Source organism: Maribacter sp. Hel_I_7, assembly GCF_000688315.1.
Lineage (GTDB): Bacteria > Bacteroidota > Bacteroidia > Flavobacteriales > Flavobacteriaceae > Maribacter > Maribacter stanieri.
This window is the reverse complement of sequence record NZ_JHZW01000003.1, coordinates 1,237,034-1,252,867: the sequence shown is the minus strand read 5'-3', so window position 1 is coordinate 1,252,867 and position 15,834 is coordinate 1,237,034. Positions and strand designations below refer to the sequence as shown.

16 protein-coding genes are annotated in these 15,834 nt (G+C 34.7%); 6 read left to right on the top strand and 10 right to left on the bottom strand.

From position 1 onward, the window contains the following. Positions 1–14 precede the first annotated feature (14 nt). A complete protein-coding gene (locus P178_RS0117205) occupies positions 15–560 on the top strand; it encodes a pyridoxamine 5'-phosphate oxidase family protein (RefSeq protein WP_027067398.1) in 546 nt (181 codons plus the stop codon). A 78-nt stretch (positions 561–638) separates the two neighbouring features. Here the strand turns inward: P178_RS0117205 and can are convergent, their stop codons facing one another. The 3 genes from can to P178_RS0117190 form a co-directional block, all read right to left on the bottom strand. Then, positions 639–1,280 carry a carbonate dehydratase gene (can, locus tag P178_RS0117200; protein ID WP_027067397.1) on the bottom strand — a complete coding sequence of 214 codons (642 nt, stop codon included), beginning with the start codon at positions 1,278–1,280 and terminating at the stop codon, positions 639–641. A 13-nt stretch (positions 1,281–1,293) separates the two neighbouring features. After that, complete coding sequence (locus P178_RS0117195; RefSeq protein ID WP_027067396.1) at positions 1,294–2,853, bottom strand: SulP family inorganic anion transporter; 1,560 nt, start codon at positions 2,851–2,853, stop codon at positions 1,294–1,296. Between the two features lie 127 nt (positions 2,854–2,980). Continuing rightward, positions 2,981–3,295: a hypothetical protein gene (locus P178_RS0117190; RefSeq protein ID WP_027067395.1), complete on the bottom strand. Its 315-nt coding sequence runs from the start codon at positions 3,293–3,295 to the stop codon at positions 2,981–2,983. A 243-nt stretch (positions 3,296–3,538) separates the two neighbouring features. Here P178_RS0117190 and P178_RS0117185 point away from each other — a divergent pair, with 243 nt between their 5' ends. The 4 genes from P178_RS0117185 to P178_RS0117170 all read left to right on the top strand — a co-directional run bounded on the left by P178_RS0117185 (position 3,539) and on the right by P178_RS0117170 (position 6,286). Beyond that, the gene (locus P178_RS0117185) at positions 3,539–3,937 is read left to right on the top strand and encodes a VOC family protein (protein ID WP_027067394.1); all 399 of its coding nucleotides are present in this window, start codon (positions 3,539–3,541) and stop codon (positions 3,935–3,937) included. Positions 3,938–3,962: 25 nt separating this feature from the next. Then, positions 3,963–4,595 carry a hypothetical protein gene (locus tag P178_RS0117180; protein WP_027067393.1) on the top strand — a complete coding sequence of 211 codons (633 nt, stop codon included), beginning with the start codon at positions 3,963–3,965 and terminating at the stop codon, positions 4,593–4,595. A 95-nt stretch (positions 4,596–4,690) separates the two neighbouring features. Continuing rightward, positions 4,691–5,590: a sterol desaturase family protein gene (locus P178_RS0117175; protein WP_027067392.1), complete on the top strand. Its 900-nt coding sequence runs from the start codon at positions 4,691–4,693 to the stop codon at positions 5,588–5,590. A gap of 57 nt (positions 5,591–5,647) precedes the next feature. Further along, on the top strand, positions 5,648–6,286 hold the full coding sequence (locus P178_RS0117170; protein WP_027067391.1) for a DUF998 domain-containing protein: 639 nt from the start codon (positions 5,648–5,650) through the stop codon (positions 6,284–6,286). A 21-nt stretch (positions 6,287–6,307) separates the two neighbouring features. Here P178_RS0117170 and P178_RS0117165 read toward each other — a convergent pair whose 3' ends face one another. The 4 genes from P178_RS0117165 to P178_RS0117155 all read right to left on the bottom strand — a co-directional run bounded on the left by P178_RS0117165 (position 6,308) and on the right by P178_RS0117155 (position 9,729). Further along, positions 6,308–7,552, bottom strand: a complete 1,245-nt coding sequence (locus tag P178_RS0117165) for a metal-dependent hydrolase family protein (RefSeq protein ID WP_027067390.1) — start codon at positions 7,550–7,552, stop codon at positions 6,308–6,310. A 13-nt stretch (positions 7,553–7,565) separates the two neighbouring features. Continuing rightward, positions 7,566–8,657 carry an amidohydrolase family protein gene (locus P178_RS22260; RefSeq protein WP_231500562.1) on the bottom strand — a complete coding sequence of 364 codons (1,092 nt, stop codon included), beginning with the start codon at positions 8,655–8,657 and terminating at the stop codon, positions 7,566–7,568. A gap of 6 nt (positions 8,658–8,663) precedes the next feature. Then, a complete protein-coding gene (locus P178_RS23595; RefSeq protein WP_231500561.1) occupies positions 8,664–8,990 on the bottom strand; it encodes a hypothetical protein in 327 nt (108 codons plus the stop codon). A 142-nt stretch (positions 8,991–9,132) separates the two neighbouring features. Then, positions 9,133–9,729, bottom strand: coding sequence for a YdeI/OmpD-associated family protein (locus P178_RS0117155; RefSeq protein WP_027067389.1), 597 nt, complete (start codon positions 9,727–9,729; stop codon positions 9,133–9,135). A 126-nt stretch (positions 9,730–9,855) separates the two neighbouring features. On the opposite strand from P178_RS0117155, the gene P178_RS0117150 reads away from it, so the two are divergent. Further along, positions 9,856–13,251, top strand: coding sequence for a ThuA domain-containing protein (locus P178_RS0117150; protein WP_027067388.1), 3,396 nt, complete (start codon positions 9,856–9,858; stop codon positions 13,249–13,251). A 77-nt stretch (positions 13,252–13,328) separates the two neighbouring features. Here P178_RS0117150 and P178_RS0117145 read toward each other — a convergent pair whose 3' ends face one another. From P178_RS0117145 to P178_RS0117135, 3 genes are all read right to left on the bottom strand, one after another. Beyond that, positions 13,329–13,796: a GAF domain-containing protein gene (locus P178_RS0117145; protein WP_027067387.1), complete on the bottom strand. Its 468-nt coding sequence runs from the start codon at positions 13,794–13,796 to the stop codon at positions 13,329–13,331. 96 nt (positions 13,797–13,892) lie between these two features. Continuing rightward, positions 13,893–14,498 (bottom strand): YkgJ family cysteine cluster protein, encoded by a 606-nt coding sequence (locus P178_RS0117140; protein ID WP_027067386.1) that lies wholly within the window; start codon positions 14,496–14,498, stop codon positions 13,893–13,895. Positions 14,499–14,642: 144 nt separating this feature from the next. Continuing rightward, positions 14,643–15,758 (bottom strand): DUF2914 domain-containing protein, encoded by a 1,116-nt coding sequence (locus P178_RS0117135; protein WP_027067385.1) that lies wholly within the window; start codon positions 15,756–15,758, stop codon positions 14,643–14,645. Between the last annotated feature and the right edge of the window lie 76 nt (positions 15,759–15,834).

The following is a 15,834-nucleotide window of genomic DNA, read 5'->3' as shown; positions in this document are numbered from 1 at the left end:
TCAAACAAGAAACCATGGGAAAGAAATTAGATGCTATCACTCCCGCATTACAAGAATTCATAGAAAACCAGAAGATATTTTTTGTGGGTACAGCTGCTGCTGAAGGCAATGTAAATGTATCGCCAAAAGGTACAGATTCTTTTAGAGTGATCAATCAGAATAAAATTGTTTGGTTAAACCTTACGGGTAGTGGTAATGAAACTGCAGCTCATTTGTTGAAGAATAATAGAATGACCATCATGTTCTGTGCTTTTGAAGGTAAGCCCATGATTTTAAGATTATATGGCGAAGCCAAAATTTATCATAAACGTGACAGTATTTTTAATGACTTTTCTCAACTGTTTCCTGAGAATGTAGGGGCAAGGCAAATAATTGAAATGAATGTAGATTTAGTGCAGACTTCTTGCGGTTTTGCTGTTCCGTTTATGGATTTTAAAGAAGAACGGACAACACTGAATAATTGGGCAGAAAAACAAGGGGCGGAAAAAATTGAAGCGTATTGGAGAAATAAAAACACTAAAAGTATTGATGGCTTTAATACCCACATTTTTAAAGATTAATAATTCTAATTGAAAAAAATACAATAGGCAATTACATAAAACCCCTCCATTGATTTTATGTACAACAAAAAGTTATAACTAAAGGATTCCAAGTTTATAAAATTCTTCTAATTGAGAGTTGCAGCTAAAATTAACATCTAAATCTTTTACGATTCCTGTACCAACACCATATACCCAACCGTGTAAATAAAGATCTTGACCTCTTTCCCAAGCATTTTGTACAATAGACGTTTTTGCGAGATTATAGACCTGTTCAACAGCATTGAATTCAACAAAACGGTCAAAGAGCTTAGTTTCTTCTTTAATCTCTCCTAGCTCTAGTTGGTGCTGCCTATAGACATCTCTAATGTGGCGTATCCAATTATCGGCTAACCCGTAAGATTTGCTTCCCATGGCCGCTTTTACACCACCACAGCCATAATGGCCGCACACGATAATATGTTTTATTTTAAGCACATTTACCGCGTAGTCTAAAACACTTAACATGTTCATGTCTGAGTGCACTACCATATTCGCTATGTTTCTATGTACAAAGACCTCACCTGGTTTAGCCCCAATTATCTCGTTGGCAGGTACACGACTATCGGAACAACCGATCCATAAAAGTGGTGGTTGTTGTCCTTTCTCTAGTTTCTTGAAAAAATCTGGGTCATCATCTAATTTAGATTCGACCCATTTTTTATTATTTTCAATCAAGCTTTTATAAAAATCTAATTTCATATTTTTTTAACTATTAATGCTCTAAATGGAATACTTGGTGTCCGAAATATTTTCTAAAACTTTCCGGATTATCTAAAGTTTCCTTTTCTGCAATCATTTTAATATCGATATTGTTATTCTTCGCCTTAATAGAAAATTCATCTAAATATTCAAGAATATCATAGTCTAGTACTTTTGTTTTTCTAAAATCCAATTCCAGATAAGAATCATTTTTCAAGGCATCTAGCTCTTTCATGATAGGACCTTTATTAATAAAGGTAACCTCTTCGGCAAAATTAATGTGAAATACATTCCTTTTACCGTTATCCTCCTTTACTAGCAGTTGGTGAGAGTTGTAATAAGACTTTAAAAGAACTACGATTAAACCCACGGTTAAACCTATTAAAATACCCTTTAATAAATCTGTAGTTACAATACCGATTACCGTTATAATAAATGGAATAAACTGCGCTTTACCCAATTTATACATTTGAATAAAAGATTTAGGGCTAGCAAGCTTATAACCTATTACCAAAAGAACACTAGCTAAAACAGCTTGTGGTATTAGATTCAATAGTGTAGGGATTGCAATTACACTTATAAGGATTAGTATACCATGCAAAATTGCAGAAAGTTTTGTCATGGCTCCGCTCATTACATTTGCAGAACTGCGAACTACAACTTGCGTTATAGGTATACCGCCAATTAAACCAGAAACACTATTTCCAATGCCTTGGGCAATCAACTCTCTATTGGTGGGGGTTTGTCTTTTTAAGGGGTCAAGTTTATCTGAAGCCTCAACACTCAATAAAGTTTCTAAACTTGCCACAATGGCTATGGTAAACGCTGTTATATATACCTTTTTATCAGCTAATGCAGAAAAATCAGGCAGTGTAAATTGTCCCATAAAGGAAGCTACATCATTTGGTATTGGAACACTTACAAGCTGACTTTCATGTAGTTCTAGGAAACCAGATTTTCCAAAAGTGATGTAAATTACTATTCCCGCAATTACCGCTATTAAAGGAGCAGGAACGAGCTTAAAAATTTTATTTTTTTTTGCAAGTATACCATCCCAAATTAATAATATACTTAAAGAAATTATTGTAATTAATATGGCTCCAGGGGTAATTTGGTCATGCAAACCGCTTAAATCAATTCTGTCGGTATTGACATCACCGCTAAAGCCAAATGCTAGAGGAATCTGTTGAACGAAAATCATAATTCCTATAGCACATAACATTCCCTTTATTACCGCAGAGGGAAAGTAATACCCAATTACTCCCGCACGAAATATACCTAGTAGAATTTGAATGATACCAGCTAAAATTACAGCGGTAAGAAAAAGCTCGTAACTTCCTAAATCAGCAATAGCATTAAAAACAATAACGACTAAACCTGCAGCCGGACCACTGACCCCAATTGACGAGCCAGATAGATAGCCAACTAAAACACCACCAATTAAACCAGCTATTAGTCCTGCAAAAGGAGGTGCTCCACTGGCTAAAGCTACGCCTAAGCATAATGGTAATGCGACAAAGAATACAACAAGACTAGCAGGTAAGTCTTTTTTCCAATGTTTTAATAACTTCATGAAAATTTTAAATTTGAATATATAAGATATTGTCCCATTAAGATGTAAATAATCTTTAGGAGACCTTTTTTTATAATTAATGTGGAATACTTACGGCATACAGTATGCGATAAGTGTAAATGAATTATTACCCTATATATTGAGGTGGAGGTGTAGGTTGGGAGATTTCAATAATTTTGAAAGCCAAGTTTAGCTTTATATTGATAGTAAAATTATTGGAGCTTAAATAAGCTAGTAAAAGATGCTTTTCTCGGTGAGGAATATCTATGTCTATAATCTCTTCGTCAACGTCAGATTCAGATTCATCATGATTATCATTTTGTTCCGTATCAAAAACCACAGTATGGTCTTCAGAATACTTTGATAATAACTCATTAGCTAACCCTAGAGTAAAAACCAGCAATAGAATATTAGATAAAATATATTTATGGAAGGTTTTCAATTATTAAATTGTTTAATAAAGTAGTTGTTGAATTATTCTTGCTAAAAGTAGAATTGTGTTATTAATATTTCATTAAAATTATGTTAAACAATAGTGTTAATTAAATTATTTATGAAATTAAGCTAGTTTGTTGCGAATATGGCAATTATGGAAGTTATGGATATCTGTTTGTTCAATAGAAGTGTCTTATGGTAACAACTAATTAATAAACGGTATTTTTATTATGTATTAAATAAACACATTTTGAAACAATCAATAGCACGAATAGCGTTAGTAGTAGATGACTATGATAAAGCCATAGAGTTTTATACTAAAAAATTAGATTTTTTACTTTTAGAAGACACTAATTTAGGAGATGGTAAAAGATGGGTAATAGTTTCACCAAAAGGAGCTAATGAATGTTCTCTAGTGTTAGCGAAAGCAGATGACGAGGAACAAGAGTCACGAGTTGGAAACCAAACAGGTGGCAGGGTATTTCTATTTTTATATACTGATGATTTTTGGAGAGATTATTATAAGATGGTTGAAAAAGGGGTGAAATTTTTTAGAGAACCAGAAAAGATGCCTTATGGTATGGTTGCTGTCTTTAAAGATTTATATGGAAATATGTGGGATTTATTAGAGCCTGTTGCAGAGAAATAGCTTTTACGTTTATAGAGCATTAAGAATGATCAATTATCTTAAAAACATATTCAGTTTCAATAGCTCTAAACCTTTAACGGGCGTTAGTGTTTCCAAGAATGCTTTTAGTTTAAAAAGACTGCTTTGCGGTATCGGTAAATCTGAAGTTAGAGAAAATGAAATAGAAATAACCGATTATCCTTTTGAACCTTCTATTGTATATCCGACAGGAATAATTTTAGCAAGTGATATTGATGCGATGTCTATAGAATTTGGAGTATGTAAAATCTATGTCAAAAATGATATTGTCTTTATTACATCAGAAAAAAAAGAAGTGTTAAAGCAATTTTCAGAAGTCCATAATATAGAAATAATTCCACATAGCTGGAACTGGGATTGGCTGTTAGAACCCTATTTAGATACCGAATTTACTAAAGAGAATGAAGAACGTTGCTTGGTACAATTAATTAATAACGACTTTACAAAAGAAGAAGTAAATGCCATACGTAAAGAGATAGAAAAGCAAATGTATGCTTACAATTTTGATACAATGTTATGGGATTGGAGTAGCTTAAGTCTGTCTGACGTTCTTTCTGCAATGAGGGCAAAATATAATAAAGAAGATTTCAGGAAATTTTATAAACGAGCCCTTGAAATAGAAAAGCGAACAAAACAATAACTTGGGAGCTCACAGATTTAATTAGTGCTCTTGTAAGTGATAAACTGCTCTATTTATAATTAATCTTTATCTTTAAAGAAGACTAATTAGAAACCATGCAAGTTCCGGAAATCCCCAACTTAATACACTACGCCATTCCTTTTTTTGCGGCAACTGTAATACTTGAAGTGATTCTTACGGTAAAAATTAAGCTTGAAGATTATGAGTTTAAAGATGCGGGCACCTCTATACTTATGGGTTTAGGGAACGTTGCTATTGGTTTGGTCACCAAAGGCATAGCGTTAGGTTTGTTTTACTTGCTATATAATTTTTACCATGTCTTTGAAATCCCTTTTGCTTGGTGGTCTTGGTTAATCTTACTTTTTGCAGAAGATTTTTGCTATTACTGGTTTCATAGAATTAGTCATGAGAGCAGATTTTTTTGGGCTAGCCATGTAGTGCATCATTCCTCTAAACACTATAATTTAAGCACGGCATTACGGCAATCATGGTCTGGTGGATTTTACACATTTATCTTCTGGATTCCATTGATTATTATTGGTTTTCACCCAGTAATGGTTTTAGTTCAGATGTCCGTTAGTTTAATCTATCAGTATTGGATACATACCGAAATGATTAAGAAGATGCCCAAGTGGTTTGAGGGTATTTTTAATTCACCAAGCCACCATAGGGTACACCATGCAACTAATCCTCAGTATTTAGATAGAAATCATGCAGGAATTTTTATCATTTGGGATAGATTTTTTGGCACTTTTGAACCCGAAGTAGAAAAACCGGTTTACGGATTGGTAACTAATATAGATACCTATAACCCACTAAAAATTGCCTTCGCAGAATGGTTTAAAATGTTAAGCGATTTCTTTACATCAAAAACATCTATCAAAAATAGATTTAGATACTTAATGAAACCACCAGGTTGGCGTCATGATGGTAGTAGTATATTGTCTTCTGATCTTCGAAAAGAATGGGAAGAATCGAACAAAGTAGATATGTAGCGTAACAAAATTTGCTTTCTATCGTCAAACAAGCATACAACCAACCCATAGATTCAAATGAGTAATAAATTAGTAGCGTACATCGGAATTTTAGGAGTAGGCTTATTTGCTATTGCAGCCATAATTGGTCCGTTATTAATAGAAGATTATAGTATCGTAAGTCAATATATTAGCGAATCATTTGCATCAAATACACAGTATGGTAGATATTTACAGTATTTAGGCTACGTTCCTAGTGGAATTTTAACTGCAATTTTTTGTTTTAGTGCACCAAAGTATTTACAAAACTCAAGATGGATTAAAGCAGGATTTATTGGACTCGCTATTTTCTATGGTCTAGGAACAATATTAGTGGGCTTATTTCCTTGTGATGCCGGATGCCCAACTAATATTATGATGTCTAGTGACTCTCAGTTAATACATAATGCGGCAGCTTCCTTAACCTATATTTTTCTTCCTTTTTGTATGCTGGCTATAGGTCTAGGTTTAAAGAAATTTAAGGTTCATCACCGTTTATCCCAAATTACCTTTGCTACGGCAATTGTTAGCGGCATATTTATTTTTGTATTAATATCTAATCCAGAATCTGGTTATCGTGGTTTGTTACAGCGCATAATTGAGACTTCATTTATTACATTTATGGTTTCAAGTGCGTTAGAAATCAAGAATAGTACTAAAAGCGTTTTAGGTAGCTAACTTAAACAAATTACCTAGAAACTACTCTTTATAAACAACACCGTCTTTCATTACAAATGAGACATTTTTCATAGTAGTGATGTCTTTAACGGGATTGCCTTTCACAGCAATAATATCCGCTAGAAAGCCTTTTTGTAGCTGACCAAGTTGCTTTAGGTGAAACATAGAAGCGTTACCGGAAGTAGCAGATTTTAATACGTCTATTGGTTTCATGCCATAGTCTACCATCAACTCCATTTCACGATAATTTTCACCATGGGTAAAAACACCTACATCGCCACCAAAAACAATTTGTACACCAGATTCTAGAGCTGTTTTAAAAGATTTACGTTTCTGTTGAATGCGTTCCGGTTCTGGGTCGGTAGCTTTTTTCCATCCTCGGTATTGTGTAATGGCATCTCCAGCGGCAAGGGTAGGGCATAAGCCTATTCCTTTTTCTTTCATCATCTTAAAAATTTCTAAGGTGCCACCATCTCCATGCTCAATAGTTTCAACTCCACCTTGTATTGCTCTTCTCATACCTTCTGGGGTGCCTGCGTGTGCAACAACATATTTACCCGCGCTTTTTGCCGTAGCGACCATGGCATCAATTTCTTCTTGTAGAAAAGTAGGTTGAGAATCCGCACCTGGCGTCCAACGGTAATCGGCATAAATTTTAATAAAATCAGCACCATTTCCCATTTGTCTGCGTACGGTTTCAATGCATTGGTCCACGCCGCTAGCAGGTTCAGCACCTAAGGGCACCGTAACTCCATCATGAAAACCTTTTGGTCCGTATGCACCTGTGGCTACAATTGCAGGTCCGGCAACTAATAATCTTGGTCCGTCAATAATACCGTTATCAATGGTTTTCTTTAAATAAACATCTGTATATCCAGCACCTTCAGCACCTAAATCACGCATAGTGGTTACTCCTGCTAAAAGTGAATTTTTCACATGAACCGTGCCTCTAACAGCACGTTCTACTGGTGATTCTTTTAGAACTTGATCATTCCAATCGGTTTCGTTATAAGGGTGTAACAACACATGCGAGTGGCCTTCAATAATACCTGGCATTAAAGTGGTGCCCGGTAGATCAACCTCAGTAGTGTTATTGGGTAATGTTACACTGTTTGCTTTACCAGTGTATATCACCATATTTCCTTCTACCAATACCACCCAATTATCGTGCATTTCATTGCCATCAAAAACACGGTCTGGTTTTAAGAGTGTTTGACTAAAACATATGGAAGTAGTGAAAAGAAAAATAAAAAATATTGATTTCATTGTGGTAGTTGGTTTAGTTGACAATGGCAGAATTTAAAAGATGGTTTAAATCAGATTTGCTGTGTTGATTTCCGTTAGACAACACCATAAAAATGTCTTGGGTATTCTTAATATCCTCTAACGGATTACGGTTTAATAAAACAATATCTGCAATTTTACCTTCAGAAATAGTTCCGTAATCTGCATCTTGTTTTAAAAATTTAGCTCCGTTATATGCAGAAGTTTTAAGTGCGTTCAATGGTGACATTCCTATATTCACCATAGCTTCCAATTCTTTGTGTAACGAAATACCAGGATAAGTGTAACTGTTGTAAGCACCACTATCAGAACCTGCCAAAAGTGAAACTCCGTTTTCACTTAATTTATAGGCAAGTTTGCCAAAAAATTGGTCTAAAGCTTTACGGTCGGCAACTTGCTTGTCCGTTGCATTCTTAACACGGTCAATTCTACCCTTGTAGGTTTGTTGAATTCCGGTGGACATATATTTTAGGTAATCGTCTTTAGAATGGTCAACTTCATCTAAATAGCTTAAAACCCTGCCAATATGAAGTGTAGGTACCACAAAGACATTATGCTCTTTTAAATTGGTAAATGTAGCCAGAGCCGTGGAATCTGAATAAGATGATTGAAGTAGGGGCATGGCATCCCAAAATCCGATTTCCTTTTTTATCAATTGTTGGGTAATCTCTTTTTCATTCGCAGAACTCCCTTTCATGATATAATATAAATGCTCTACAGCATCAATACCGGCGTCTATTGTTTCATTTAGTTCAACAGTAAAAGGCATATGACCAGAGGTAATCAAATTTCTTTTTTCTGCCTCCTCAATTGTTTTTATATAATTAGCTCCAGAAATACGGCTATCATAAATTTTCACGAAATCTGATGGTATGGCTTCTAAAGAATCTAACGCATTGGTGATATCTTCTTCATTATCAACATCTAAAGAGCCTGCCCATGTACCATTGGGACCATCAATTTTTGGTCCTGATGTAAAAATTTTAGGACCTACCAATTCATTGTTAGCAATTGCTTTTCGCCATTCCAAAACGGAAGAGGTAAGGTCTCCACCTGCATCACGAACAGTTGTAATTCCGTTCGCCATAAAAAGTTATAAAAAATTCTTATTCACATCAATTAAAGAATCACCACCTCTAAAATGCGTGTGGTTGTCCCAGAAGCCCGGTACTATATATTTCCCAGTAGCATCTATAGTGGCTTTTGCTTCAACATCACTTAACGAGGCATCAGTAGTTATTTTAGTAATTCTATTGTTGTTGATGAAGATGTTTGATACAGAGATAGTGCCATCCTCTAAATTAATTACGCTTCCGTTTTTAATAAGTACATCAAATAAAACTGGCTTTTTTTCATTACAACTAACAAGTGCAATAAATAAAGTAAGAGCGACGATTTTCCCTTTAATTGGTAATCTCATAATAGTAAAGAAATTTAGCAATGGGAAGTTAAAAAGAATAAGTGGAAATTTTTTGATTCAGTTTTGATATCATTTAGGAATTAGTGCATAGACAATGATTCATTCTTCAATTTAAAGAATGCTTACTAATGCAGTATTAAATTCATTTTTTGGCAGATTGCCAACCACCACCATTTCTGTATTTAATATTTTCAGCCGAGTGATGAATGATTTCTTTAACCCTTTTAATACGCGTTTCTTGACGTTTTGCTTGATTAAGCCAATAAAGATAGCTTTTGCGTTGGCTATGTGTAAAATTTGTAAAGTTGGAATACGCAACCGGATTTTTGTCGAAAGCGATTTGCAATTCTTCTGGAATCACTCCGTTTTCAACATCGTCTAAAAAGCTCCACGAACCATTTTGTTTAGCAATTTTAATAGCAGCTAAACCTGCAGCATGCATTTTATTAGTTGCTTTTAGTTCTTTTATATAGTCCTTGTTAACTCTACTCCAAACGCTTTTGGGTTTCCGTTTGCAAAAATATTGTCTTCGTTTACCATCACCCAAACTTTTAACCGTACTATCTATCCATCCATAACAGAGGGCTACTTGTACAGCTTCTTCCCAGCGCATGCTTTCATTTTCATGTGCTACAGAATAGAAAATTAGATGAATACCTGTATCCAAATAATGATTATTATGTAACCAATCTTTAAATTCAATATCATTTTTGAAATATAACTCGGGTATTTCTAACATAATTCTTTAAAATAGCTATTAATTTATCATAAAAATACAATCTTTAGGGCATAAAGTATTGGTAAATACAGATGCACGCCCTATTTTTATCAATTCTTAAATCAACTAAACAACAACAAATAACGTATGAAAAAAATCTTCAATGCGCTGCTTTTGGGCTTTGCGCTTATTATTGTCTCATGTGGTGGCAATAAAAGAGAAGGAGAAGCTAAAGTTTTAGTTTTCTCTAAAACCATGGCTTTTAAGCATGCATCTATACCGGCAGGTATTGCAGCAATACAAAAGTTAGGTAGTGAAAACGGTTTTGCCGTAGATACGACAAAGAACGCAGAATTATTTACCGATGAAAATCTTAAAGAATATTCTGCTGTAATTTTCTTGAGTACAACAGGTAATATCTTAGATCAATACCAAGAAGCTGCTTTTGAGCGCTACATTCAAGCTGGTGGTGGTTATGTAGGTATACATGCTGCAGCAGATACTGAATATGATTGGGGTTGGTACAATGACCTAGCGGGAGCTCAGTTTTTAAGTCACCCAAGCGGTACACCAACAGCAGATTTCATAATTAAAGACAAAAACTTTAAAGCAACTGAATTCTTTACGGATACTATTTGGAACAGAACAGATGAATTATACAATTACAAGAACATCAATCCAGATGTAAATGTGGTTATGACCTTAGATGAGAAATCATATGAAGGTGGTGAGAATGGAGATTTTCATCCAATAGCTTGGTATCATGATTTTGATGGCGGACGTGCATTTTATACTGGTGGCGGACATACTGATGAGAGTTTTTCTGAAGACTTATTTTTAAAGCACCTTTTAGGAGGAATTGAATATGCCATTGGCGAAAACTTAAACTTAGATTATTCTAAAGTAGCATCTCAAATTCCACCAGATGCTGATCGTTTTGCAAAAGTTACGTTAAGCGAAGGTCAGTTTTTTGAACCTACGGAAATGGCGGTACTTCCAAACGGAGATGTTATAGTAGCTCAACGTAGGGGAGAGGTAATGCTATATAATAACGAGTCAAAAGAACTTACTGAAGTTCTAAAACTTGATGTGTATGCAAAAACCCTTAATACACCAGGTGTAAATGCGGAGGAAGGATTAATGGGATTACAAAAAGATCCTGATTTTGCAAATAATCATTGGATATACTTGTACTATGCGCCAACAGGAGATAAATGGGTAAACCGTTTATCTAGATTTAAATTTACAGATGGCAAATTCGATGTAGCATCTGAACAAGTTATTTTAGATGTAGATAGTCAACGCGAAATTTGTTGTCATACAGGTGGTTCAATTGCTTTTGGACCAGATAATTTGCTTTATTTATCTACGGGAGATAACTCAACTCCGTTTAATGAGAAAGATGCAAAGTATGTAAATAATGGTTTTGCACCATTGAACGATACTCCAGGTCATGAGCAGTACGATGCTAGACGTTCTTCTGGTAATACCAATGACCTTCGTGGTAAGATTTTAAGAATAAAAGTGAAGGAAGATGGAACGTACGATATTCCTGAAGGAAATTTATTTGCAGTAGGTACAGACAAAACTAGACCTGAGATTTATACCATGGGTCATAGAAATCCATATAGAATATCTGTTGATATGAAAAGAGGATATGTGTATTGGGGAGATGTTGGTCCAGATGCAAGAGCAGATAGTTTAAGTACTAGGGGTCCAAAAGGATATGATGAAATGAACCAAGCAAAAAAGGCAGGTAATTTTGGTTGGCCTTTGTTTATTGGTGACAATTTTGCTTATAAAGCATATAATTATGAAACTGGAGAAAGCGGACCAGCTTTTGATCCGGAAAAACCAATGAATACTTCTAGAAATAATACGGGGTTAACAGAACTACCACCGGCTATGCCAGCGTATGTTTATTACCCGTATGATGAATCACAAGCTTTTCCACAAACAGCTACAGGTGGTAGAAATGCTATGGCAGGACCTACTTACTATTCAGATGTGTTTGAAGGTGATGAAAAGCTACCAAGCTATTATGATGGTAAGGTTATTATATATGATTGGATGCGTGGATGGATGTTCGCGGTACATTTAGATAAGAATGGAGATTTCAATAAAATGGAACCATTTGCTCCTAATGTTAAGGTCAATAACTTAATTGATATGGAGGTTGGACCTAACGGAAAAATCTATCTATTGGAATACGGTAGTGGTTGGTTCTCGCAAAATGCAAATTCTGCTTTGGGTTATATTAAATTTAACGGTGGTAATAGACCTCCATTAATTAATTCCATTACTGTGGATAAAACTGCTGGGAAAACACCTTTAGCCGTAAATGCACAAATTGATGCAAATGACCGTGAAGACGATGCCATTAAATATATGTGGGATTTTGGTAATGGAGATACTAAAGAAACAACAGAGCCTAATGTTAGCTATACGTATGCAGATGCTGGGGTTTATAAATTAAAAGTTACCATTTCTGATGATAAAGGTGCAGAAGCAATTAGCGAAAGTACAAGTATTGTAACAGGTAATTCAAGACCAGAAGTTGCTATATCTCTAGGAGGAAGTACCCCGGCGTTTTATTTGCCAGGTCAGAAAATTGCATACGATGTTTCGGTTACTGATCCAGACGGTACGGAAGTAGATCCAAGCAATATTTTTGTAAGTGTAGATTATTTAGAAGGTATGGATAAGGTTGCCATGAATATGGGGCATCAACAAGTTTCTGCAGCTGTAACAGGTAAAGCTTTGACACAGGCCATGGATTGTAAAACTTGTCATAAAGAGGCAGAAGCATCTATTGGACCTAATTATAAGGATGTGGCAGCTAAATATAAAGAGCGTCGTGATGCTTTAAAGTATCTACAAGGTAAGATTAAAACTGGTGGTAATGGAGTTTGGGGAGAAGTGACTATGCCAGCTCACCCTAATATAACATCAGATGAATCTAGACAGATTGCTTTATATATTCTTTCTTTGAACGGAGACGGTAAGGAAGAAAAATCATTACCAGCAAAAGGTACTATAACGGCAGAATCGTCTGCGCCAGGTAACATGTTGGTAATTACAGCTAGTTATACAGATGCAGGTGCTGAAGGAACTATTCCTTTAACAGGTTCTAAATCTATTGCAATACCTAGCAGTACGGTAAAGTTTAATGATCAAGTTAAAGTGGACGGAATGCAAGCAATGCAATTTGGTGGTATGGACCTTTTATTGATTGGTAAATCATCTGGATGGTTTATGTTAGAGAATATGTCATTGAAAAACGTAAAGTCTGTTTCGTTAACTGCAGGATGGCAAGCGCCACCAACGATGTATTTTGATTTTGAAATTCACGAAAATACAGTAGATGGCCCTGTAGTAGGTAAAGGCAGATTAACAGCTCAGCCAGAAGGTTCGCAAGGTACAATGTTTACTTTACCAATAACTGGTACAGTTTCTAGTGACGGACCTTATTACATCACTTTTAAAGGAGAAGAAGGTAAAGAGCTTTCTCCAGTTGCATTAACAAGTGCTATTTTTAAATAATAGACTAGTATATTATATTGAATTGAAAAGCCCGCTATTTAGCGGGCTTTTTATTTATATGAAGTTAATGTAAACTTCTAGCTTAATTTTTTACTGATGAGCTCACCAATTTGCAATAGTAAATTCATCTCAGCTTCAGTAAAATCGTAAGGTATGGGTTTCGCAATACCTATGGTTCCAAATAATGTGTCATTTAACAACAAAGGTGCGGCTAATGAACCTTCTACTTTGGTATCTTTTGCAGATGGTCTAGCTACGCCAGAATCATCTGTTTGCAAGTTGCACATTTCAACTGGTTTTTTACGTTCAGCAGCAATACCGGCCATGCCTTTACCAATAGGAATTGTAGATAACTTCGGAATCAAAAATTCTGGAATTCCCACTTGTGATTGTAGTTGTAGTATAGAATTATCATCTAAAAAATGTAAAGTTCCTGTAGAGCATGAAAAATGCGCTAACGTTATTTTTAGGATGCTGTTCCAGTCTGGAGAATCTTTGGTTAATTCTGTATTAATTGTCGTTAATATTTGTTTAGAATCGCTCATTTTAATCATTATATAACATACCAAAAAATAAATTTATGGTATTAAATTCATCTAATGATAAAGGTACGTTTTATCTCTTTTTGATAATAATTATAGCTAAACGACTTTCTTTTTTCTTGGCGGTTTGCGGTAAGCATAGTATCCTAATACGGTTTGAATAGCTTTTTCAATGGCAACTCTAATAGGAAATAATTCCTCTCCTAAATTTTCATCAATAGAACGCAATTGCATGTAGTAGTTACTAATTAATGGGTAATTACTTTTAGAAGCAATGTGAGCCTCTGCATTCGCAACAGCTTCAGGTTTATTTTCTTTAATAGGTTTACACGTAACCAATTTTGGTTTATTGTTCTTATGTAACATTGCAGAGAAGCCAAAAAGTCTACAGATGAGCCCGCGATGCGCGTAATCTGAACAGAAGCCTATAGAACCTGGAGCAATTACCTTGTTTAAAACAGGGCATAGTTTATCGGAAGTATTGTTTTGTAGAAGATCAAGCCATTCTTCAGCTTCTCCATTTTTGAAAAGATGATATGCTAACGGTAAAAATTCTAATGCGGTAGCATTGATGTCCGGTTTTAGACAGCAGTTTCCACAATTAGCTACACAGCCAAGTCCTGTAGATTTTTGAAAGGAGCCCAACTCCTTGTCCAATTGGTTGAAAATACGGTCTACCGCTTGGACTTTTAAGTATATCGACACTATAGGGTTTAAAGTTAGGCGAAGGTAGACTATGTTTGAATGCGGAAAACAATTAAGAAAAATTATAATGTTAAACTTAGATAAGCGGCAAATGAGTTAAGGTAATGTATTAATGTTTAGTAAATTGAAATCAAGTATTGCAGCCTAAAACTTAGAGGTCTTAAGTCTAAGCGGTTCTTGATTTTTTCTAAGATTGATATTAAATCCAATGACACCAAGAATCTGTTCTTCTTCTGTCAATACTTGAACCTCCCATTCTCCTGGGGTTACGTTAGTTTTATAAGTATAGCCTCTAAAACCACCATCTCTACCACCGGTAATGTCATAACCTATATCTTCTACATTTTCCCATTCTTCAGTTTTGTTATTATACCTTCTCCATCTGTGAAAAATGGATTTTTTTAAATCGGTTGGAGCAAAAATTGAGGAAAAGATATAAACACGTTGGTCTGGAGAGTAGCTGTAATTCAAATTATGTTTACGCCAAAAAACAAAAGATTTCTCTGCCTCATAGGTTACTTCATAATTACCATTGTTTAAAACAATTTCATGAGCTACAATTCCTTTATCTAATGCCAAAGGAACAGGCGGTATCAATCTTAAGAAATAAAACAGATTGATAATACCGTATATGGTTAAGATTATAGTAATCATTTTACCCAGCTTAATTTCTTTTCTTGTACTAGGACTTTTGCTATAGATAAAAATGAGTAGAATTAAGGTACTAACTAAACTTACGGCTCCGGAGATTAAGAATACGGTGGTATTTAATTCTTTAAGAAACACAGGTATCATGAAAGTGAAGAATGTGAAACTTATAAAATAGTATACACCAAATTGAAGGTATTTATTAGAAATCCTCTTTTTAAGAAATTCATTGGCAATTAGTAATAGCACTAGAATGATAAAAAAAGAGGCAGATTTTGATAGTGATACACTTCTAGAAAAATAAATAACATATGCGCTTGATAGTCCCCCAAAAAAGAACTGAATAGCGAGTGGTAAATACTCTTCATAACGCTCTAAAAATGTGTTTTTCCATTTGCCATCGTCTACTAAATTGTATAGATATAGGGTAATGGATAATGAGGTCATATGCATACATAAAACCGTCAAATCATACGTACGATCAATACGACCTAAGGTAAGGGTATCAAATATAAATCCACCAATAAAAAATAATATTGGAGCATATTTAGAATGTTTTCGAACAAAATTTCTTAAAGCACTATTTCTATATCTGACAAGTACTTTTTTCATGTTGGTTGGAGTAATTGCGATAAAGTTACCATTATTAAAAAAAGAAAATTAATCTTATTTAATTTATGATGAATGC

Bases quoted from the DNA above. Each gene is read 5' to 3' on its own strand.
- P178_RS0117205 (WP_027067398.1), top strand. From the start codon at position 15: ATGGGAAAGAAATTAGATGCTATCACTCCCGCATTACAAGAATTCATA.
- can (WP_027067397.1), bottom strand. From the start codon at position 1,280: ATGAAATTAGATTTTTATAAAAGCTTGATTGAAAATAATAAAAAATGG.
- P178_RS0117195 (WP_027067396.1), bottom strand. From the start codon at position 2,853: ATGAAGTTATTAAAACATTGGAAAAAAGACTTACCTGCTAGTCTTGTT.
- P178_RS0117180 (WP_027067393.1), top strand. From the start codon at position 3,963: ATGATCAATTATCTTAAAAACATATTCAGTTTCAATAGCTCTAAACCT.
- P178_RS0117175 (WP_027067392.1), top strand. From the start codon at position 4,691: ATGCAAGTTCCGGAAATCCCCAACTTAATACACTACGCCATTCCTTTT.
- P178_RS0117170 (WP_027067391.1), top strand. From the start codon at position 5,648: ATGAGTAATAAATTAGTAGCGTACATCGGAATTTTAGGAGTAGGCTTA.
- P178_RS0117165 (WP_027067390.1), bottom strand. From the start codon at position 7,552: ATGAAATCAATATTTTTTATTTTTCTTTTCACTACTTCCATATGTTTT.
- P178_RS22260 (WP_231500562.1), bottom strand. From the start codon at position 8,657: ATGGCGAACGGAATTACAACTGTTCGTGATGCAGGTGGAGACCTTACC.
- P178_RS23595 (WP_231500561.1), bottom strand. From the start codon at position 8,990: ATGAGATTACCAATTAAAGGGAAAATCGTCGCTCTTACTTTATTTATT.
- P178_RS0117155 (WP_027067389.1), bottom strand. From the start codon at position 9,729: ATGTTAGAAATACCCGAGTTATATTTCAAAAATGATATTGAATTTAAA.
- P178_RS0117150 (WP_027067388.1), top strand. From the start codon at position 9,856: ATGAAAAAAATCTTCAATGCGCTGCTTTTGGGCTTTGCGCTTATTATT.
- P178_RS0117145 (WP_027067387.1), bottom strand. From the start codon at position 13,796: ATGAGCGATTCTAAACAAATATTAACGACAATTAATACAGAATTAACC.
- P178_RS0117135 (WP_027067385.1), bottom strand. From the start codon at position 15,758: ATGAAAAAAGTACTTGTCAGATATAGAAATAGTGCTTTAAGAAATTTT.